We start from the raw sequence: 21060 nt of genomic DNA on the forward strand, positions 1-21060 counted from the left end.
CCGCCAGAGGCGATTGCACAATTGCGCCCCAGCCGAGATCAGATCCAAATACTTCTTTAAGATCAGCACACTAACGTCAGACCCACCGCTAATCTACAGACTTTTCCACAGCTTTTGTGGATAGTTTACCGATCATTTGAAAGAAAATGACAAACCCAGCCCACTCCCCTGCACCGCCTTGCGCCCATGAAAAAGGGGCTCCGAAGAGCCCCTTTGGACAACAAACCTGCCAGCCACCGGCTCAGGGGCGCAGCGCCTTGTCGGCGCGGGAGATGCCGCAGACACCGGAGCGCACCACTTCGATGATCTCGTTGGTCTGGGCGGCCGTCTTGATGAAGGCGTCCAGCTTGTCGCTGGTACCCACCAGCTGCACCGTGTAGAGCTCGGGGGTGACGTCGACGATCTGGCCGCGGAAGATATCCGCCAGCCGTTTCAGCTCGTCACGGCCACCACCGGCGGCACGAGCCTTGACCAGCGCAATCTCCCGCTCGATGTGCTCACCCTCGCTCAAATCGCACACCTTGAGCACGTCCACCAGCTTGTGCAACTGCTTCTGGATCTGCTCCAGCACCCGCTCGTCACCCATGGTGACGATGGTCATGCGCGACAGGGTGGGATCCTCGGTGGGGGCCACCGTCAGGGTCTCGATGTTGTAGCCGCGCTGGGAGAAGAGGCCCACCACCCGGCTCAGGGCGCCGGATTCGTTTTCCAGCAGTACTGAAATGATGTGTCTCATCAGGTTCTCTCCGTCTTGCTCAGCCACATCTCGTCCATGGCACCGAACTTTATCTGCATCGGATAGACGTGCTCATCCGGGTCGACCGAGATGTCCATGAACACCAGCCGATCCTTCATGGCGAAGGCCTTCTCCATGGCGCTCTCCAGCTCGGCCGGATCGCTCACCGCGATGCCGACGTGGCCATAGGCTTCCGCCAGCTTGACGAAGTCAGGCAGCGACTCCATGTAGGAGTGGCTGTGGCGGCCACCGTAGAACATCTTCTGCCACTGCTTGACCATGCCCAGCGCCCGGTTGTTGATGGAGATGATCTTGATGGGCACCCCGTACTGCATGCAGGTGGAGAGCTCCTGAATGTTCATCTGCACCGAACCGTCGCCAGTCACGCAGCAGACCACCGCATCCGGGTTGGCAAACTGGGCGCCCATGGCGGCCGGAATGCCGAACCCCATGGTGCCGAGGCCGCCGGAGTTGATCCACTGGCGCGGTTTGGCAAACGGGTAGTAGAGGGCGGCAAACATCTGGTGCTGGCCCACGTCGGAGGCCACGAACGCCTCCCCCTTGGTCACCTTGTAGAGAGTCTCGATCACCTGCTGTGGCTTGATCAGGGTGGGGTGGGTCTCGTAGGCCAGGCAGTTGCGCGAGCGCCACTGGCCGATCTGGCTCCACCAGTCCGCCAATACCTGCTTGTCGTTGTCGAAACCACACTCGCGGATCACTTCCAGCATCTGCTCCAGCACGGTTTCCACCGAGCCGACGATGGGCACATGGGCCTGCACCGTCTTGGAGATGGAGGTGGGATCGATGTCGATGTGAACTATGGTGGCGTTGGGGCAGAACTTGGCCACGTTGTTGGTGACGCGGTCATCGAAACGGGCACCCACGGCGAAGATCAGATCCGCGTTGTGCATGGTCTTGTTCGCTTCGAAGGTGCCGTGCATCCCCAGCATGCCGATAAATTGCGGATGGGTGCCAGAGAAGGCCCCCAACCCCATCAGGGTGGTGGTCACCGGCAGGTTCAACAGCTCCGCCAGCTTGGTCACCAGGTGATCCGCATTGGCATTGATGGCGCCGCCGCCGACGTACATCACCGGACGCTCGGCCTCCACCAGCAGCTTGGCGGCGCGCTTGATCTGCCCCTTGTGGCCCGACTTGGTCGGATTGTAGGAGCGCAGGGACACCGTCTCGGGATACTGATAGGGAAACTTCTCTTTCGGGTTCTGCACGTCTTTGGGCAGATCCACCACCACCGGCCCCGGGCGGCCACTGGCAGCAATGTAATAGGCCTTCTTGATGGCGTCGGGAATGTCGCTGGCCTTCTTGCACAGGAAGCTGTGCTTCACCACCGGGCGGGAGATGCCGATCATGTCGGTCTCCTGGAATGCATCCTCCCCGATCATGCTGGTCGGCACCTGGCCGGACAGGATCACCAGGGGGATGGAGTCCATGTAGGCGGTCGCGATCCCCGTAATGCAGTTGGTGGCGCCGGGACCCGAGGTCACCAGCACAGTGCCCACCTTGCCGGTGGAGCGGGCGTAACCGTCCGCCATGTGCACCGCAGCCTGCTCGTGCCGCACCAGGACATGCTCCATCTTGCCGTTTTCAAAGAGAGCGTCATAGATGTCGAGCACTGAGCCACCAGGGTAGCCGAAAACGTGCTCAACTCCCTGATCTTCCAGCGCTCTAACCACCATCTGGGCGCCTGATAACATCTCCATGATAAAGCCCTCCAGGCTTTGCTCCGTTAAGCGAAAGCTATCGGCAGTCCGCTGCTTCCCGGCACCGCCAGTCCGTGCATTGTTGTTGTCTGAATACGGACCCGGCGAGTTCGGCGCTGTCGATAGTAGAAAAATAGGTTTTTTCCATCATTCACCCGAAAAGCGGGTGAAAAACCAACTTAACCCGCTTGTGAACGCTTGTCCACGGCTTTGTCTGACCAGAACAGTCATAAATTTCAAACAGCTATTAACATTCAGTGACTTGAGAAAAAGGGTGGGGACAATGCGGGGAAGTTGGGGGAATGACCAGCGGATCATGCTGTCACGGCGGCCCTGAATGGAAAAAAATAAGCCCACCGCCAGGGTGGGCCCGCAAGCCTGGCAGGGGATCAGTGATCCTCTTCGGGCTCCGCCAGCCAGATCTGCTGATCCGGATCCGTCTCCTCGCAGACCGAGATACTAACCCCCATGTCCAGCAGCTCGTGCAGGGTGAGATTGTCCGCCAGATTCATGGTGTCGCCATTTTCATTGGTAAAGCGCATGGTGTCCGTCCTCTCCTTGGTGGGATCCCTCTCAGTCTAGTCAAAGGCGCTCACTTGCGATAACCAACTGCTGTTTAGCGGGCTGCCCCCCTCCAGTTCGCTCAGCCGATCGCACACCTCTTCCGGGAACAAGGTGCGAGCCCACAGCCGGCGAGAGAGCGCCGGCACGCTCTCCTGCGCTCCATCCGCCAGCCAACCCGCCAGCTCGCTGGCCACATCGGGGTAGATAATCTGGCCAGGGGCGGCGGCATCCAGCCAGGCCCTCACCGCGTTGGCATCGAGTGCATCCATCAGACGGGCCAGCCCCATCAGCTCCAGGGTCTTGCTGTTGGTCAGCTGCTCGAACTGGCCCCCCAGCGGCTTGACCAGCAGCTTCTTGCCAAGGGAGAGCGCCTCCGAGGCGAGCTCGAAGCCACCGTTGGTGATGACCCCGCGACAGCCGGCCAGCATCAGCTTGAACCCCTCCCTCGCCTGCGGCTCGAACGCTATGTTGCGCCACTGGCTGGCGCTGCGAATGGCCGGATGAAAGCAGACGAAGCGTTGCTGGTTGAAGCGCGACAGCAGGGCAGCGATCGCCTCGGTCTGCTCAAATGGCAGGTAGACCAGGATCTGCTGATTGTCGGGGGCGGGCGGGATGGCGTCTATGATGGGTGGCAGCAAGGGCTGGCCGAAGTGGAACCAGTGCAACCCGAGCGCCTGGCGCACCGGCGCGAAGTGGCGCATCAGCTGACGGTTGAAGCCGCTCTCCCCCCAGCGCGGAATGGGCCAGTCGAAGCTCGCTTGGTGGCTGATGGTAAGACTCGGCTTGCCCCAGCGACGGGCGGCGTGGGCACTGATCGGCTCAAAATCACTGATGACGAGATCGTAATCGCGGCAGTCGAGCGCCCGCATGTCGCGCCAGAAGCGCAGCGGCGAGAGCCCCTTGAGGGTTCGCCAGCCCGAGATGGCCCCCTCGTGGCTGACGAAGGTGATGCCGGGAAAGGCACGATAATCGCCGAATTCGGCCATCTCGAAGTAGCCGTCCGCGGGGCGGCCGCTGAACAGATAGTCCACCTCCAGACCACGGGCTCGCAGCGCCCGCGCCAGGGTGCGACTGCGGCTGATGTGACCGTTGCCGGTGCCCTGTACCCCGAACAGGATCTTCATCATTGGCCCCAGCCGAGCGCCAGCAGGGCGCAGCCACCGCCGAGCAGGGCGCCGGCCACCAGATCGCTCAGATAGTGCACCCCGAGCAGCAGACGGGACGCCCCCACCAGCGCGGCCCAGACAAACAGCAAGGGGGCCCAGAGCGGGAAGCTGGCGGCCAGTACGGTTGCCATCAAAAAGGCGGCGGCGGTGTGACCGGAGGGCAGGCTGTAGCGATCGGAAGGGGTGATGAAGACCGGCAGCCCCACCGGGCGCTGGCGCTTGAGCAGGTTCTTCAGCAGCAGGTAGAGCGGCAGCTCGAAGGCGAAGGCGAGCAGCGCCAGCTTCACCAGCTCGCGCTCGGCCTCCCCCTGCCACCAGAGCAGGGCCGCCAGTACGGCGTAGAGCGGGCCATCACCGGTACGGGAGATGAGCCGGCTGATCCTGGCCTGTGGCCGGTTGTAGGCGTGCAGCAGGCAGATACGGCACACCTGCAGGTCCCATTGCTGGATCTTGTTCATAACCCCTCCTTCCCTGAAGTCTTGGAGCAGACTAGGGCGACGGGGTGACACTTGGTTGAACGTGGGATAACAGATTTATGAAAAAAGGGCCAAATGGCCCTTTTTGCTGTCTTAGGTGGCAAATGATCAGTTCAGGGTGCCGCGCAGACCGTTTTCCATCAGACGGCAGTTGTGATCCGCCAGGCGGGCCATGAAGTGTTCATCCACGGTCAGGCCGAACACCTGCTCGTAGAGATCCTTCATCACGAACGGCTGCCACATCATGCTGAGGAAGGAGATCTTCAGCATCTCGGGATCCAGGTTGTCACCCAGTTCGCCGTTGTTTTTCATGGACTCCAGCAAGGCATCGAACTGGGGCAGCTGGCGTTCCAGCAGGCGGTTCAGCACAAAATCCCGACCTGGGCTTTTCTCGGTCGATAATGCGCTGGAGATGGCGGAGGTCAGCTCGCTGTTGGGCGCCATCACCTGATAGTAGGTGTTGAGCAGGTCGTTGAGGCTGCGGTTGCCGGCCTCATCGTGCCAGGCTTGGTCCAGCGGCTCGGCCACATCGCCCAGCACCGCCTTGTAGAGACCCTCTTTGCTGCCGAAGTAGTAGTGGATCATCGCCAGATTGGAGCCAGCCAGCTCGGCGATCTCACGGGTCGTCACCTTGCTGTAGGGGGTGTTGAGAAAACGCTCACGGGCGGCAGAGAGCAACTTGTCACGAATGTCAGAACGTCCGACCGGACGACCAGGTCTACGTTTTTCCATTTAATACCTCGGATAATTCAGCAAAAACTGACAAGTCGATCTGATTGCACAGATGATCGAGTACAGCAGGAATGACCAGATAATCGTGCAAGGGCCGAATATGGGACAAGTAAATTTGCACTCCTTTACAATCCGATTAAATAAACCAGCGAAATGAACCGGGTCTGCGCGGTTGACACAGCATAAAAATCTCGATATTGGTAAAAGCGTTATCGACTGGAAGGATTGATTCATCATGCGTATTGCCGCTCCGCTACTACTAATCTCCCTAATCGCGACCAGTCGCGCGGGATCCTTGTAGCCGGGCTCAGGCATAGCCGGAATTTACAAAAACCCGTGCACCCTGCACGGGTTTTTTTATGCCAACGCAGGATGCACGTCACCGAACTTAGGAAGAGGGAAGTCACATGTCAGATCGGGTCATCATATTCGACACCACCCTGCGCGATGGTGAGCAGGCTCTGGCGGCCAGCTTGACGGTCAAGGAGAAGCTGCAGATCGCCCAGGCGCTGGAGCGGCTCGGTGTCGACGTCATGGAGGTGGGGTTCCCGGTCTCCTCCCCCGGCGACTTTCAATCGGTGCAGACCATCGCCCGCCATATCAAACAGAGCCGGGTCTGTGCCCTCGCCCGTGCCCTGCCCAAAGACATTGACGCCGCCGGCGAAGCCCTGCGGGTCGCCGAAGCGTTTCGCATCCACACCTTCATCTCCACCTCCTCCATCCACGTCGAGAGCAAGCTGAAGAAGAGCTTCGAGGACGTGCTGGAGATGGGGGTCAACGCCATCAAGCATGCCCGCCGCTACACCGACGACGTGGAGTTCTCCTGCGAGGATGCGGGCCGCACCCCGATAGACAACCTGTGCCGCATGGTGGAAGCCGCCATCAAGGCCGGTGCCCGCACCATCAATATTCCCGATACCGTCGGCTACACGGTACCGACCGAGTTCTCCGGCATCATCCAGACCCTGTTCAACCGGGTACCCAACATCGATCAGGCCATCATCTCGGTGCACTGCCACGATGATCTGGGCCTCTCGGTGGCCAACTCAATCGGCGCCGTGCAGATGGGGGCCCGCCAGATCGAGTGCACCATCAACGGCATCGGCGAGCGGGCCGGCAACTGCTCGCTGGAAGAGGTGGCGATGATCCTGAAAACCCGCGCCGACCTGCTCGGGGTGCACACCAACATCCGCCACAGCGAAATTCATCGCACCAGCGCCCTGGTCAGCCAGCTCTGCAACATGCCGGTGCAGCCCAACAAGGCCATCGTCGGCGCCAACGCCTTCTCCCACAGCTCCGGCATCCATCAGGATGGCGTGCTCAAGGCAAAAAACACCTACGAAATCATCACCCCGGAGAGCATCGGCCTCACCCAGAACAACCTCAACATGACTTCCCGCTCCGGCCGCCACGTCATCAAGCACCGGATGGAGTCCATGGGCTACGCCGAGAGCAGTTACGACCTCGACGATCTCTACGGCAAGTTCCTCACCCTGGCCGACAAGAAGGGGCAGGTGTTCGATTACGATCTGGAGGCGCTCGCCTTCTTCAGCCAGATCCACGAAGAGCCGGAGCACTTCAAGCTGGAATACCTCGGCGTGCAGAGCGGCAGTTCGGTGATGGCCACCGCCTCGGTGAAATTGAAGGTGGGCCAGGAGATCGTCAGCGAAGCCGCCACCGGCAACGGCCCGGTGGACGCGGTCTATCAGTGCATCAACCGCATCACCGGCTACGAGATCCGCATCGACAAGTACGAGCTCAAGGGCAAGGGGGAAGGCAAGAACGCCCTCGGCCAGGTCGACATAGTCGCACAGTACAAGGGCCGCAAATTCCATGGCATGGGCCTGGCCACCGACATCATAGAGTCTTCCGCCCAGGCGTTGATCCACGTGATCAACAGCATCTGGCGCGCCGATCAGGTGGCCGAACAGATGGAACGCAACGTCGCAAAAACAGACAAGATCAATACGGAGAGCGTGTGAGTATGAGCAGTTATCGGATCGCAGTATTGCCGGGTGACGGCATTGGCCCGGAAGTGATGGCCGAGGCCGTCAAGGTGCTGGAAAAGGTGCAGGCCAAATTTGGCTTCGCCCTCGACTACGAGCGCCATGACGTGGGCGGCATCGCCATTGACAACCACGGCACCCCGCTGCCCCAGAGCACCATCGCTGGTTGTGAAGCGGCCGATGCGGTGCTGTTCGGCTCGGTGGGCGGCCCCAAGTGGGAGCACCTGCCCCCCAACGATCAGCCGGAGCGCGGCGCCCTGCTGCCCCTGCGCGCCCACTTCAAGCTGTTCTGCAACCTGCGTCCGGCCCGCATCTACACCGGCCTCGAGCAGTTCTCGCCGCTGCGGGCCGACATCTCGGATCGCGGTTTTGACATCGCCTGCGTGCGCGAGCTGACCGGCGGCATCTACTTCGGTCAGCCCAAGGGGCGTGAAGGGGAAGGCCCCACCGAGAAGGCATTCGACACCGAGGTGTACCATCGCTTCGAGATCGAGCGCATCGCCAAGATAGCGTTCGAGTCGGCTCGTGTTCGCCGTGGCAAAGTCACCTCCATCGACAAGGCCAACGTGCTCGCCTCCTCCATTCTGTGGCGCGAGGTGGTGACCGAAGTCGCCAAGTCCTATCCGGACGTGGCGCTCAATCACATGTACATCGACAACGCCACCATGCAGCTCATCAAGGATCCGTCCCAGTTCGACGTGCTGCTCTGCTCCAACCTGTTCGGTGACATCCTCTCCGACGAGTGCGCCATGATCACCGGCTCCATGGGGCTGCTCCCCTCCGCCAGCCTCAACGAATCCGGCTTCGGTCTGTTCGAGCCGGCCGGTGGCTCGGCGCCGGACATCGCAGGCAAGGGCATTGCCAACCCCATCGCCCAGATCCTCTCCGCCGCCCTGATGCTGCGCTACAGCTTAGGGATGGAAGCCGCCGCCCAGGCCATCGAGCAGGCCGTGGCCCAGACCCTGGCCGAGGGTTACTTCACCGCCGACCTGCATCAGGCCAGCGCCCGTCACCCGGTGCAGAGCACGGCCGAGATGGGCAGCCAGATCGCCGCGCGCATCTGACCCCACGGCATCGATAACAAGGAAACCGAGCAATGGCCAAGACCCTCTATCAGAAAGTATTCGACGCCCACGTGGTACGGGAAGTGGAAGGGGAAACGCCCCTCATCTACATCGACCGCCACCTGGTGCATGAAGTGACCAGCCCGCAGGCATTCGACGGCCTGCGCGCCATGAACCGCCAGCTGCGCCGCCCGGACCTGACCTGGGCCACCATGGATCACAACGTCTCCACCACCACCAAGGACATCGCCGCCTCCGGCGAGATGGCCCGCATCCAGATGGAGACGCTGGCAGCCAACTGCAAGGAGTTCGGGGTCCGTCTGTATGACCTGAACCACCAATACCAGGGCATAGTCCACGTGATGGGCCCCGAGCTCGGCATCACCCTGCCCGGCACCACCATCGTCTGCGGCGACTCCCACACCGCCACCCACGGCGCCTTCGGCTCGCTGGCCTTCGGCATCGGCACCTCCGAAGTGGAACACGTGATGGCCACTCAGACCCTGAAACAGGGCCGCGCCAAGACCATGCGCATTTCGGTCAACGGCAAACTGGCCGCAGGCATCAGCGCCAAAGACGTGGTGCTGGCCATCATCGGCAAAGTCGGCCACGCCGGCGGTACCGGCTATGTGGTGGAGTTCGCTGGCGAGGCCATCGCGAGCCTCACCATGGAAGGGCGCATGACGGTGTGCAACATGGCCATCGAACTGGGCGCCAAGGCGGGGATGATCGCCCCCGACCAGACCACCATCGACTACATCCGCGGCAAGGAGTTCGCTCCCAAGGGCGAGGCGCTGGAACAGGCCATCGCCTACTGGCAGAGCCTCAAGAGCGACGAAGGTGCCCACTTCGATGCCGAAGTGGTGCTCGACGCCGCCGACATCGCGCCACAGGTCACCTGGGGCACCAACCCGGGGCAGGTGATCGCCGTCAATGAACCCATTCCGGCGCCGGAATCCTTCAGCGATCTGATGGAGCAGCAGTCCGCCCGCAAGGCGCTGGCCTACATGGACCTGCAGCCGGGCCAGAAGCTCTCCGATGTTGCCATCGACAAGGTGTTTATCGGCTCGTGTACCAACAGCCGCATCGAGGATCTGCGCGCCGCCGCAGCCATCGCCCGCGGTCGCAAAGTGGCCGCCGGGGTGCAGGCGCTGGTGGTGCCGGGCTCCGAGCAGGTGAAGGCCCAGGCCGAAGCCGAGGGTCTGGACAAGATCTTCATCGAAGCAGGCTTTGAGTGGCGTTTGCCCGGCTGCTCCATGTGTCTGGCCATGAACAACGACCGGCTGCAACCGGGGGAGCGTTGCGCCTCCACCAGCAACCGCAACTTTGAAGGACGTCAGGGCCGTGCCGGTCGCACCCATCTGGTGAGCCCGGCCATGGCCGCCGCCGCCGCCGTCACCGGTCGTTTCGCCGACATTCGTGCGCTGTAATTGGAGAGCAACAAGATGACAGGATTCAAACAGCATAAAGGGATCGTCGCCCCCCTCGACAGCGCCAACGTCGACACCGACGCCATCATTCCCAAGCAGTTTCTGCAGAAGGTCAACCGCATCGGTTTTGGCAAGCACCTGTTCCACGACTGGCGCTTCCTGGACGATGCCGGTCAGCAGCCCAACCCCGAGTTCGTGCTCAACCAACCGCAGTTCGCCGGTGCCAGCATCCTGCTGGCCCGCGAGAACTTCGGTTGTGGCTCGAGTCGCGAGCATGCCCCCTGGGCGCTGGCCGACTACGGCTTCAAGACCATCATTGCCCCGAGCTTTGCCGACATCTTCTATGGCAACGCCATCAATAACGGCATGGTGCCGGTGCGCCTGAAGGAGGAGGAGGTCGATGCCCTGTTCCAGCTGGTTGCCGCCCAGCCGGGCATCCAGATCGAAGTGGATCTGGAGGCCAATCAGGTGCGCGCAGGTAGCCTCAGCTTCGGTTTCGAGATCGACGAGTTCCGCCGTTACTGCCTGCTCAACGGGCTGGACGCCATCGGCCTGACCCTGCAACACGAGGCCGCCATCAGCACCTTCGAGGCGAAGCAGCCGAGCTGGATTTGACCCATCAGGTGCCATAAAACGAGTAGAATCAACAGGGAGCCGCGGCTCCCTGTTTTATTGTCAGGCCAGACTACACGCCATGGCTGGCCACCTCTTGTATGCCCGACGGGACACTCGAATGAAGATGACGATCGCCCTCCCCCTGCTCTGCGGCCTCTGGCTGGCGCTGCCGGTCTGCGCCGGGCAGACCTATTTCAACAGCAGCGGCGGGCAGCTCAACGTCGGCTGGCAGGACAAGGACGGCAAGGCGCAGCAGCTCACCTATCGGCTGGAGGCGGGCAAGTTGCCGCCACTCATCGCCTATCGGCCGGCCCGCATGCAGGAGGATGTGCTGCAGAGCCTGCTGCAACAGGGGATGACCGAATTCCCTACCGTGCAGTTTTCCCTCTCTCGCCCCCAGATGGAGCTCAAGATCAAGGGACGCCAGCCGGAGCAGGTCAACAAGGCCATGGGCTGGCTCACCCAGCAACGGGACAAGCTGGAGTCCGAGTGGCTCAAGCAGCACTATTTCCAGCCCTTCACCGCCCCCGACGGCGCCGCCGCCATCAAGCAGGACCATGTGCGTATCGCGCTGGAGAGCCGCAGCGAACTGGCGCCGCTGGCCGAGCAACTCAAGCAGCAGGGCAGCACCGAGACCGAAGCTCGCCAGAAGACGGTGGCCCATATGCTCTACTTCGTGCAGTCCATCCCCTATCAGCTGCTCGACAGCCAGTCGGGGCGCCAGGGGAAGGGCTTTTTAAGCCCGCGCCAGGTGCTGGAACAGAATCAGGGTGACTGCGACAGCAAGGTGACCCTGATGGCCGCCATGCTGGCCCAGCTCTTTCCCGAATTGAAACAGGCCATGGTGTTCGTGCCGGGTCATGCCCTGCTGGGAGTGGCGCTGCCAGCCAAGCCGGGTGAGGCCACCCTGAACCGGGAAGGGGAAACCTATCTGCTGATGGAGCCCACCGGCCCGGCCCAACTGGCGATGGGCCAGCTGGCCCCCACCAGCAAGACCCTCATCGACAGCAAGCAGCTGAGCGTGCAGCCGGTTCGCGCGGATAAATAGCGCCGTCCGCCGGGACCGTCGTGAAAACAAGGGGAAATACGCCAGAATGAAATCGACCAGCGTGGGGCTGGTCGATGCATGACGAAGGGAGTGACGGCCGGTCAGGCGAGGGCCTGGAACTCGATGGCCAGCAGCAGCCCATCCTCTTCTTCCAGCACCCGAATGATGCGGGCCTGCGCCTCGAAGGGGGGCAGCAGGTTGTTGTTGGTGGCCAGGCTCACCCGGATGGGTTGGCTCACATCGAGCTGATGCTCGGCGACGGCGATCCCCATGCCGTTGGCGCTGAGATCCCGGCAGACCCCTTCCAGTACCTGCTGTTGCTGAAAGATGGTGACGGGGGCATTGATTATCATGCGCTGGAAGGCGCGTCTTTCCTTGGTGCTGGTGATCACGCGAACATCCTCTGTTGTCTGACGCCGTCTCGCTGGCCCGCAGGAACAATTGTGCTGGCCTCCCCCCAAGAACGTTAATACAATGCGGTTCGTTTCTCAAACGGGGTGCGGTTTACCGCTGAGATTATACCCGTGAACCTGATCCAGATAATGCTGGCGGAGGAATTTGAGGCATGGCGCTCATTTTTTGCGCCCTCATCCGCTGGCACCTCATTGCTAAGGGAGTGCCGCTCATGAAAACCCTGCTGCTGGTCGCCACCAGCCTGCTCAGTGCCCAGGCCTTCGCGGCCGACACCCTCACCGTCTACACCTACAACTCCTTCACCGCTGAGTGGGGACCCGGTCCCAAGATCAAGCAGGCCTTCGAGAAGGAGTGCGGCTGCACCCTCAAACTGGTGCCGCTTGAAGATGGCGTGGCCATCCTCAACCGGCTGCGGCTGGAAGGCAAACACAGCAAGGCCGACCTGGTGCTGGGGCTGGACGATGCGCTCGTCAGCGAAGCCAAGCAGAGCGGTCTGTTTGCCCCCCACGGCAGCAAGCTGGACGGGGTCAAGGTGCCGGGCGGCTGGCAGGACGATACTTTCGTCCCCTACGACTACGGCTACTTCGCCTTCGTCTACGACCAGAGCAAGCTCAAGAACCCGCCCAAGAGCTTGAAAGAGCTGGTAGAGCGCCCGGACCTCAAGGTGATCTATCAGGATCCGCGCACCTCTACGCCGGGTCAGGGGCTGATGCTGTGGATGAAGTCGGTCTACGGAGATGAAGCACCTACCGCCTGGGCGCAGCTGGCCAAGAAGACGGTCACCGTCACCAAGGGCTGGTCCGAGGCCTACGGCATGTTCCTCGACGGCGAGGCGGACATGGTGCTCTCCTACACCAGCTCTCCGGCCTATCACCTGATTGCCGAGAACAAGCCGCAGTATCAGGCCGCGGCGTTTGAGGAGGGCCACTACCGCCAGGTGGAAGTGGCCGCCAAGCTCAACAGCGCCACCCAGGGCAAGCTGGCGGACCAGTTTCTGCAGTTCATGACAAGCCCCGCGTTCCAGAACGAGATGGCCACCGGCAACTGGATGTATCCGGTGATCGACACGCCGCTGCCCAAGGGCTTCGAGCAGATGATCACCGTAGATAAGCCACTCGCCTTCAGCAGCGATGAGGTGGCCGCCAACCGCAAGAACTGGATCCGCGAGTGGCTGCAAGCCGTCACCCAGTGAGCCGCATCTTCGCCAGAGCACAGGCTCGCCCCCTCTGGTGGCTGCCGGGCGGTGCCGCCACCCTGATCATCCTGCTGCTCTCCCTGGGGCCACTGGCGGCCCTGTTGTGGCAGGCCGGGGCGCTGGCGCCCCGTACCCTGCTGGCCGATCCCTACCTACGCCACGTGCTGGGCTTCAGCCTCTGGCAGGCGCTGCTCTCCACCCTGCTGAGCCTGGGGCTGGCCATTCCGGTGGCCCGCGCCCTGGCGCGGCGCCGTTTCATCGGTCGCCGTCTGCTGCTCAAGCTGTTCGGCCTCTCGCTGGTCTTGCCGGTCATCATCGCCATCTTCGGCATCGTCGCGGTACATGGCAAGCAGGGCTGGTTGCCACAGCTGCTGCACGGGCTGGGGCTCACCCCCGGCAATTACCTTTATGGCCTGCTCGGCATCCTGCTGGCCCACGTCTTCTTCAACATGCCGCTGGCGGCGCGCCTGTTGCTGCAGAGCATAGAGAGCATTCCCGAGTCCTCCTGGCGCCTCGCCAGCCAGCTCGGCATGCGCTCTTCCCATATTTTCCGGCTACTGGAGTGGCCGCTGATCCGGGCCCAGTTGCCAGGCCTGGCCAGCCTCATCTTCATGCTCTGCTTTACCAGCTTCACCACTGTGCTGGCGCTCGGGGGCGGCCCCAAATCCACCACCCTGGAGGTGGCCGTCTATCAGGCACTGCGCTTTGACTTCGATCTCGCCACCGCCGGCGGGCTGGCGCTGGTGCAGCTGATCCTGACCGCGGGTCTGCTGATGCTGCAACACAAGCTGCAGAGCAGCCCGGCCAGCCGGATCAGCGCTCGCCGTCCCTGTCTGCGCCCGGACCGCCATCAGCCGGGAACCGGTCTGGTGGACGCCCTCGCCCTCAGTATCGGGCTGGCGGTATTCCTGCCCCCCTTGCTGGCCATCGTGGTAGCCGGCCTCAACCCTGGCCTGCCAGATGCACTGACCTCAAGCAAGTTGTGGCTGGCCAGCGGCCAGTCGCTGCTGATCGCACTGGCGGCAGGCAGCCTGGCCACCCTGCTCGGCAGTGCGTTGCTGCTCACCAGCCGTCACCTGCGCGTGCGGGATCGCAAGCGGCGGGCCGCCGCCCTGTGGGAGGCCAGCGGCTCGGTGATCCTGATGATCCCGGCGGTGGTGCTCTCCACCGGCCTGTTCATCCTGTTCATGCCGTTCGCCGACGTGTTCGCCCTCGGCCCCTGGCTGGTGGTGCTGGTCAACGCCCTGATGGCGCTGCCCTATGTGCTGCGTACCCTCTCCGCCCCCATGCAACTGGTGGTGCGCCAGTACGACCGGCTGGCCGACAGCCTGGGGGTGCGCGGTCTGCATCGCCTGCGGCTGGTGGAGTGGCCCCTGCTGCGCCGCCCGCTGGCCCAGGCGGCCGCGCTCTCGATGATCCTGTCGCTGGGAGATCTCGGCGCCATCGCCATGTTCGGCAGCCAGGAGCTCACCACCCTGCCCTGGCTGCTCTATCAGCAGCTCGGCAGCTATCGGTTGACCGAGGCGGCCGCCACCGCCCTGATGTTGCTGATCCTCTGTTTCTCCCTGTTCTGGCTGATTGAACGTGGCCTGGGAGGCAAGCATGCCGAACATTGAAGCACATGCCCCAACCGTTTATTCGGCCGCTCCGGCCGGTCGAACAGCCCCTTGGAGAAGAGAACATGCTGAATATTGATCAGCTGGTCACCAGCTACCCGGACTGGCGCGTCAGCTTCAGCGCCACCCTGCCCAAGGGGGAGATCACTGCGCTGATCGGCCCGAGCGGTGCTGGCAAGTCGACCCTGCTCGGCATGATCGCCGGTTTCGTGCCGGTAGAGTCCGGCACCCTCGACTTCGATGGCGAGGATCTGTTGCCGCTGGGCCCGGCCGCGCGACCGGTCACCACCCTGTTTCAGGATCACAACCTGTTCCTGCACCTGTCGGTGTTCGACAACATCGCCATCGGCCTGCACCCCGGTCTGCGCCTGAATGCAGCCCAACGGGCTCAGGTGAAAGATGCCGCGAGCCGGGTCGGCCTTGGCGAGATGCTCACCCGGCTGCCGGAACAGCTCTCCGGCGGCCAGCAACAGCGGGTCGGGCTGGCCCGCGCCCTGGTGCGGGGCAAGCCGCTGCTGCTACTGGATGAACCCTTCTCGGCGCTCGATCCGGCCCTGCGCCGGGAGATGCTGGCGGAAGTGGCGAGGCTTGCCTGCGAGCAGGGCATTACCGTGCTGATGGTGTCTCACAACCCGGAGGATGCCCAGCTCATCGCCAATCAAGTGTTGTTCGTGGACGAGGGGCGCATCGCCCTGCAGGGTACGCCGGATATCCTGCACAACAGCGATCACCCCGGGCTGCTGCGCTATCTTGGACAATGATCCAAGGACACTGAACTGGTGGCGGGATCAAAAAAGGGAAGCCAAGTGGCTTCCCTTTTTCATATGAAGATAGTCAATCAAATCAGAGGTTTTCCTCGGCAAAGGAGGCGAGCTTGCTGCGCACCACCCCGTTCAGGAAGATGTTGGCACTGCCGTCGAAGTCCTTGAAACGCTCGACGATGTAGGTCAGACCCGAGGTCACCGGGCTCAGGTAGTTGGAGTCGATCTGGGCCAGGTTGCCGGAGCAGACGATCTTGGTGCCCTCGCCACAGCGGGTGATGATGGTCTTGATCTGGGACGCGGTCAGGTTCTGGCACTCGTCCAGCAGCACGAAGGTGTTCTGGATGCTGCGCCCGCGCATGAAGTTGACCGATTTGAACTGGATGTTGGCCTTCTCCATGATGTAGCTGAGGGACCCGCTCATGTTCTCGTCCTGCTTGTGCAGCACCTCCAGGGTGTCGGTCACCGCCGCCAGCCAGGGCATCATTTTCTCTTCTTCGGTGCCAGGCAGGAAGCCAATGCTCTCGGCGATTTCTGGGGTATTTCGGGTGACGATCACCTTCTCGTAGATCCCCTTCTCGATCACCAGCTCCAGCGCGGCAGCCATGGCCAGCAGGGTTTTGCCGCAACCCGCCGGGCCGGTCAGGATCACCAGATCAATGTGCGGATCGAGCAGCGCATCGAGCGCCATCCCCTGATAGACGTTCTTGGGATGTACCCCCCACGCCTTGCGGGACATCAGCCGTTCGCGCCCCAGATCCTTGATGCGGATCTTCTGGCTGTCGTGGCTGAGCACCCGGGCGGCGAAAAAGTTCTCTTCATCGATCAGGTACTGGTTGACGTGAATGCCCTCCAGCAGGTTGGCATCGATGACGTGGACGGTATCGCGGCCATGGGTCTCGCTGTCGCACTCGCCGACCCGCTCCCAGAAGCTGCCAGGCACCACCTGGAAGCCCTTGGCCAGCAGGCGGATGTCGTCGATCAGCTGGTCGCTGCGGTAATCCTCGACGTGGGCAAGCCCGGCGCCCTTGGCCTTGAGCCGCATGTTGATGTCTTTGGTGACCAGCACCACCTGACGTTTCAACTCATGCTTTTGCAGGTAGAGGGCCGCGTTGATGATGCGGTTGTCGGCCTCCTTGTCGGTGAACACCTCGGCATCCTGCGGCAGATGATGGTCACTGAAGATGGAGATGTGACCGCTCGCCTCACCGGCCAGCGCTACCCCCTGCGCAATCTGTTCCGGCGTTGCATCGCGGAATACATCCTCCAGCGCCCGGATGGCCACCCGCGCATCGCGGCTGACATCCTTGTGGCGATCCTTGATGTTGTCGAGCTCTTCCAGCACCGTCATGGGGATGAGCACGTCGTGCTCTTTGAAGGAGTAGATGGCGAGGGGTTCGTGAAGCAGAACGTTGGTATCCAGGATAAACAGCTTTCGGTCCGTGTTGTCCATAAGCATCCTCCTTGGCACTGAAGGTGCCACGTGTGTGAATCTCAGATGTCATTGAAACCACACGGCCGTGACAGTTTTATTACCCCCAACGCTACGCCCGATTTTACTATCGCGCAACAAATCGCGTGTACCGCCGGTGCGTTCGAACAGAAAATCAGCAATGAAAAAGGCCGGCACCAAGGCCGGCCTGTTGTCTGCGCTCAATCACTCAACCGCACTTGGAATCGCCGCAATTGAGGCAGGTCATGCAGCCATCCTTCTGCACCAGCGCCTTGCTGTGGCACTTGTAGCAAAGCGCCGCACCGGGTGGGAAGCCGCTGCCGCCCTGCTGCTCGTCAGCTTGTTGCCGGGCTTGCAACTCGGCCTGCTTGTCGGCCAGGAACGCCTGCTGGTGTTCATCCAGCCCGGCCACCTTGAGCATGCCTATCTCGGTGAGATGGGTTTCGATCACGTTGCCAATTTCGGCGATAAGCGAGGGTACGTACTTGCCCTTGTTCCAGTAGCCCCCCTTGGGATCGAACACCGAACGCAGCTCCTCCACTAGGAAGGTGACGTCCCCCCCTTTGCGAAACACCGCCGAGATGATGCGGGTCAGCGCCACGATCCACTGGTAGTGCTCCAGGCTCTTGGAGTTGATGAAGATCTCGAACGGACGGCGAGTCTCGTGCACCGTCCCCTCGTTGAGGATGATGTCGTTGATGGTGATGAACAGCGAGTGTTCGGAGACATGCTCCGGCGTCTTCAGCTTGTAGGTGGTGCCCATCAACCGCTCCGGCCGCAACACAGTCTCGTGCATGTGAACCACGTCATCCTGCACAGGGGGTTGCTGCGGTTCATCCCGGGTTTTCACCTGGTAGGCGACGATTTTCCTGTCGATTTTCTTGACCATGCGCTCGTCCTCAGAATTTACCGTAATAGCCTTCTTTCAAGGCGTCATAGAGGTTGGCAGCAGTGTGCAGCTCGCCATCGTATTCGATCTCTTCGTTCCCTTTCGCCGTGACGACCGAGCCATCCTCCAGGGTGAACTCGTACAGGGTGTTCTCCAGATCCTGCTCCTTCACCAGCACCCCCTGGAAGGCTGCCGGGTTGAACCGGAAGGTAGTGCAACCCTTGAGCCCCGAATCCGACGCATAGAGGTAGATGTCCTTGAACTGCTCGAACGGAAAGTCGGTCGGCACGTTGGCCGTCTTGGAGATGGAGGAGTCGATCCAGCGCTGGGCCGCCGCCTGAATGTCTACGTGCTGGGCCGGGCTGATGTCGTCGGCGGTGATGAAGTAATCCGGCAACCGGGTCGCCTCATCCTCGGCATAGGGCATGGCAGCCGGATTGACCAGCTCGCGGTAGGCCAGCAGCTCATAGGAGTAGACATCCACGCTCTCCTTGCTCTTCTTGCCCGGCTTGATGACGTTGCGACTGTAGTGATGGGCAAAGCTCGGCTCGATGCCATTGCTGGCGTTGTTGGCCAGCGACAGCGAGATGGTGCCGGTCGGTGCAATGCTGCTGTGGTGGGTGAAACGCCCACCCACCTCGGCCAGCTCGGCAACCAGGGCGGGATCCACCTCGGCCACCTGTTGCATGTAGCGGCTGTAGCGGGCGTGCAACACCTTGCCCTTCACCTTGTCACCGAGCTTGATGCCGTCTGCCGCCATCTCGGGGCGTAGCCTCAGCAGCTTGCCGGTCACTTCGAACTCCAGCTCCATGATGGGGGCCGGGCCCTTCTCCTTCGCCAAGGCCAGGGACTCGCGCCAGCCGGTCATGGCCAGCTCCTGAGATACCTGCTCGGTAAAGGCGACGGCGGCGGCAGAGCCGTATTTTATCCGCAGCATGGTGAGGGCCGAGCCGAGGCCGAGGAAGCCCATGCCATGACGGCGTTTGCTGATGATCTCTTCGCGCTGCTTGGCAAGCGGTAGCTGGTTGATCTCCACCACGTTGTCCAGCATACGGGTGAAGATGGCCACAACCTTGCGAAACGCGGGCCAGTCGAAGGCGGCCTGTTCGGTGAAAGGGTCGCGCACGAACCGGGTCAGGTTGACCGAGCCCAGCAGGCAGGCGCCATAGGGGGGAAGAGGCTGCTCACCACAGGGATTGGTGGCGCGGATCTCCTCGCAGAACCAGTTGTTGTTCATCTGGTTGACCTTGTCGATCAGGATGAAACCGGGCTCGGCATAGTCATAGGTGGAAGTCATGATGACGTTCCACATCTTGCGTGCGGGGAGCGTCTTGTAACGCTTGCAGGCAACCAGCCCCAACTCGTTGATGACCACCCCTTCCTTGTTCGGCCAATCGGCCCAGATCACCTGCTCGGGGTCATCCAGCACGATGCTGTCCTGCTCCACCTCCTTGGCGGTGTAGGGGAAGATCAGCGTCCAGGGGGCATCCTCCTTCACCGCCTTGACGAACTCCTCGGTGATGAGCAGGGAGAGGTTGAACTGGCGCAGCCGCCCATCTTCCCGCTTGGCCTGAATGAACTCGACCACATCGGGATGACGGATATCCATGGTGCCCATCTGGGCGCCACGACGACCACCGGCGGACGAGACGGTGAAACACATCTTGTCGTAGATATCCATGAAGGAGAGCGGGCCCGAGGTGTAGGCTCCCGCGCCGGAGACGAAGGCGCCACGGGGACGCAGGGTCGAGAAGTCATAGCCGATGCCGCAGCCCGCCTTCAGGGTCAACCCCGCCTCGTGCACCTTACTGAGGATGTCGTCCATTGAATCCTCGATGGTACCGGAGACGGTGCAGTTGATGGTCGAGGTCGCCGGCTTGTGCTCGAAGGCTCCCGCATTGGACGTGATGCGTCCCGCCGGGATGGCGCCGTTGCGCAGCGCCCACAGGAAGGGCTCATACCAGACGTCTGGCTCCGACTCCTGGCCAGCCAGGGCAAGGGCGACCCGCTGGTAGGTTTCATCGATCGTGCCATCAATGGGGACGCCATCCTTGCTCTTGAGACGATACTTGCTGTCCCAGATCTCGAAGGACGTTTCCTGCAAGGGGATCAGGCGAGAGGCGCTCTCACTCTCCTGCACCGGGTTGGATTTAGCCATGTTCAATCAACCTCATGTGAATGGAACAACGTCACGACAGTAGCAACAAACACAACCAATAGCGAACAAACAAAATAAAAACACTATATGTAGTATTTTTAATGACGAGACATCCTGTTCCATCCTAAAAAAACGCCCCGGCCAGCAGTGGGCTGGGCCGGGGCATTGACCGATTCATCGCCCGGGAAACTTGCTTCCCGGTCCAGATCAGGGTTTCTTGACGTACACGGTCGGGGTATCGCCCGCCATGTTCAGATAGAACTCATAGACGCCATCCGCATCCGGCGAGAACTTCATGTCTTCATACTTGGAGCAGGGGTTGACCGGCACGGCTTCACCACCCAGCACGGCAACACCGTCACTCGGGCTCTTGTAGCCGAAGTTGGTACCACAGCTCCAGCCGGAGTCGGCGAACTTGAACTTGTAGGGAGCCCACTCTTTCTTGAGCGTTCCCTTGGCCATGTAGAGCTTATCGGCCACCTTGACCACCTTGCTCGCGTCGGTTGCCATCCAGTCGTTCATCTCCCCACGCAGGTAGATGGACTTGCCACCGAAATCGCTGTTGTCAGCAGCCGCTTGTTCAGCGCCACCGTGAGATGCGCAACCGCCTAATACCAGGGTTCCCGCCGCCAGCATCATCGTTACTGTTCTTTTGAACATGTGTCCATTCCTCAGATTATTGTGATTCCTTGGCCCATCAAACGTGGGCAGACGAATTAAAGCAGAGCGGGCATTACAAGAAAGGTAGAGACATCACATTCTGTGCTTTTTCTGTTCAGCAATTGAATTGATGGACAAATATCAGCCAGACAAGAAGCAGACCATATAGGAAACGGGGTCAGGAAAGATGATCTTGAACGATCAGATAAATGGGGTTCAGAGAGGAAAAGGCTGAATTTCAGACAATAAAAAACCCCGCTCAGATGAGCGGGGTTTTTCGTGTTGGGTGCCTGGCAGTGTCCTACTCTCGCATGGCGAATGCCACACTACCATCGGCGCTACCGCGTTTCACTTCTGAG

At 61.5% G+C, this 21060-nt stretch carries 19 protein-coding genes and 1 riboswitch; of the genes, 8 read left to right on the forward strand and 11 right to left on the reverse strand.

All coding sequences use genetic code 11. The annotated features are described in order from the left end of the window. Positions 1-241: 241 nt before the first annotated feature. The 6 genes from ilvN to OKB87_RS17270 all read right to left on the reverse strand — a co-directional run bounded on the left by ilvN (position 242) and on the right by OKB87_RS17270 (position 5392). Positions 242-736 carry an acetolactate synthase small subunit gene (ilvN, locus tag OKB87_RS17245; protein ID WP_011704829.1) on the reverse strand — a complete coding sequence of 165 codons (495 nt, stop codon included), beginning with the start codon at positions 734-736 and terminating at the stop codon, positions 242-244. After that, the gene (locus tag OKB87_RS17250) at positions 736-2454 is read right to left on the reverse strand and encodes an acetolactate synthase 3 large subunit (RefSeq protein WP_011704827.1); all 1719 of its coding nucleotides are present in this window, start codon (positions 2452-2454) and stop codon (positions 736-738) included. The genes ilvN and OKB87_RS17250 overlap by 1 nt, the downstream gene beginning before the upstream one ends. Positions 2455-2843: 389 nt before the next feature. Further along, entirely contained in the window at positions 2844-2996 is a 153-nt protein-coding gene (locus OKB87_RS17255; protein ID WP_011704826.1) for a hypothetical protein, read from the reverse strand. A gap of 36 nt (positions 2997-3032) precedes the next feature. Next, the gene (locus tag OKB87_RS17260; RefSeq protein ID WP_270828106.1) at positions 3033-4142 is read right to left on the reverse strand and encodes an MJ1255/VC2487 family glycosyltransferase; all 1110 of its coding nucleotides are present in this window, start codon (positions 4140-4142) and stop codon (positions 3033-3035) included. Continuing rightward, positions 4142-4642 carry a phosphatase PAP2 family protein gene (locus OKB87_RS17265; RefSeq protein ID WP_043162413.1) on the reverse strand — a complete coding sequence of 167 codons (501 nt, stop codon included), beginning with the start codon at positions 4640-4642 and terminating at the stop codon, positions 4142-4144. The genes OKB87_RS17260 and OKB87_RS17265 overlap by 1 nt, the downstream gene beginning before the upstream one ends. 126 nt (positions 4643-4768) lie before the next feature. Continuing rightward, complete coding sequence (locus OKB87_RS17270; protein WP_011704823.1) at positions 4769-5392, reverse strand: TetR/AcrR family transcriptional regulator; 624 nt, start codon at positions 5390-5392, stop codon at positions 4769-4771. A 407-nt stretch (positions 5393-5799) separates the two neighbouring features. Between OKB87_RS17270 and leuA the strand changes: the two genes are divergently transcribed. The 5 genes from leuA to OKB87_RS17295 all read left to right on the forward strand — a co-directional run bounded on the left by leuA (position 5800) and on the right by OKB87_RS17295 (position 11555). After that, on the forward strand, positions 5800-7374 hold the full coding sequence (gene leuA / locus OKB87_RS17275) for a 2-isopropylmalate synthase (RefSeq protein WP_039214841.1): 1575 nt from the start codon (positions 5800-5802) through the stop codon (positions 7372-7374). Between the two features lie 2 nt (positions 7375-7376). Next, a complete protein-coding gene (leuB, locus tag OKB87_RS17280; protein WP_270828095.1) occupies positions 7377-8462 on the forward strand; it encodes a 3-isopropylmalate dehydrogenase in 1086 nt (361 codons plus the stop codon). Between the two features lie 32 nt (positions 8463-8494). After that, the gene (leuC, locus tag OKB87_RS17285) at positions 8495-9892 is read left to right on the forward strand and encodes a 3-isopropylmalate dehydratase large subunit (protein WP_270828096.1); all 1398 of its coding nucleotides are present in this window, start codon (positions 8495-8497) and stop codon (positions 9890-9892) included. A gap of 15 nt (positions 9893-9907) precedes the next feature. Continuing rightward, positions 9908-10507 carry a 3-isopropylmalate dehydratase small subunit gene (leuD, locus tag OKB87_RS17290; RefSeq protein ID WP_252376545.1) on the forward strand — a complete coding sequence of 200 codons (600 nt, stop codon included), beginning with the start codon at positions 9908-9910 and terminating at the stop codon, positions 10505-10507. A 118-nt stretch (positions 10508-10625) separates the two neighbouring features. Further along, on the forward strand, positions 10626-11555 hold the full coding sequence (locus OKB87_RS17295; protein ID WP_252376544.1) for a transglutaminase-like domain-containing protein: 930 nt from the start codon (positions 10626-10628) through the stop codon (positions 11553-11555). A gap of 101 nt (positions 11556-11656) precedes the next feature. Here OKB87_RS17295 and OKB87_RS17300 read toward each other — a convergent pair whose 3' ends face one another. After that, complete coding sequence (locus OKB87_RS17300; protein WP_017410271.1) at positions 11657-11947, reverse strand: PilZ domain-containing protein; 291 nt, start codon at positions 11945-11947, stop codon at positions 11657-11659. Positions 11948-12038: 91 nt separating this feature from the next. Beyond that, a riboswitch (TPP riboswitch) is annotated at positions 12039-12129 on the forward strand. A gap of 51 nt (positions 12130-12180) precedes the next feature. Between OKB87_RS17300 and thiB the strand changes: the two genes are divergently transcribed. The 3 genes from thiB (at position 12181) to thiQ (ending at position 15541) form a co-directional block, all read left to right on the forward strand. Beyond that, the gene (gene thiB / locus OKB87_RS17305) at positions 12181-13161 is read left to right on the forward strand and encodes a thiamine ABC transporter substrate binding subunit (RefSeq protein WP_270828098.1); all 981 of its coding nucleotides are present in this window, start codon (positions 12181-12183) and stop codon (positions 13159-13161) included. Continuing rightward, positions 13158-14780 (forward strand): thiamine/thiamine pyrophosphate ABC transporter permease, encoded by a 1623-nt coding sequence (gene thiP, locus OKB87_RS17310; RefSeq protein WP_270828107.1) that lies wholly within the window; start codon positions 13158-13160, stop codon positions 14778-14780. The genes thiB and thiP overlap by 4 nt, the downstream gene beginning before the upstream one ends. A 65-nt stretch (positions 14781-14845) precedes the next feature. After that, positions 14846-15541 carry a thiamine ABC transporter ATP-binding protein gene (gene thiQ / locus OKB87_RS17315; protein WP_270828099.1) on the forward strand — a complete coding sequence of 232 codons (696 nt, stop codon included), beginning with the start codon at positions 14846-14848 and terminating at the stop codon, positions 15539-15541. An 82-nt stretch (positions 15542-15623) separates the two neighbouring features. Here the strand turns inward: thiQ and OKB87_RS17320 are convergent, their stop codons facing one another. The 4 genes from OKB87_RS17320 to OKB87_RS17335 all read right to left on the reverse strand — a co-directional run bounded on the left by OKB87_RS17320 (position 15624) and on the right by OKB87_RS17335 (position 20701). Then, a complete protein-coding gene (locus tag OKB87_RS17320) occupies positions 15624-16994 on the reverse strand; it encodes a PhoH family protein (RefSeq protein ID WP_011704812.1) in 1371 nt (456 codons plus the stop codon). Positions 16995-17202: 208 nt separating this feature from the next. After that, positions 17203-17883, reverse strand: a complete 681-nt coding sequence (locus tag OKB87_RS17325; RefSeq protein WP_270828100.1) for a TSCPD domain-containing protein — start codon at positions 17881-17883, stop codon at positions 17203-17205. A 10-nt stretch (positions 17884-17893) separates the two neighbouring features. Next, positions 17894-20041, reverse strand: a complete 2148-nt coding sequence (locus OKB87_RS17330) for an adenosylcobalamin-dependent ribonucleoside-diphosphate reductase (RefSeq protein ID WP_270828102.1) — start codon at positions 20039-20041, stop codon at positions 17894-17896. 207 nt (positions 20042-20248) lie between these two features. Next, positions 20249-20701, reverse strand: a complete 453-nt coding sequence (locus OKB87_RS17335; RefSeq protein WP_011704809.1) for a pullulanase — start codon at positions 20699-20701, stop codon at positions 20249-20251. Positions 20702-21060: the final 359 nt, after the last annotated feature.

Origin of the sequence: Aeromonas sp. Y318-1, from assembly GCF_027706125.1 — a bacterium.
GTDB classification, from domain to species: domain Bacteria; phylum Pseudomonadota; class Gammaproteobacteria; order Enterobacterales; family Aeromonadaceae; genus Aeromonas; species Aeromonas hydrophila.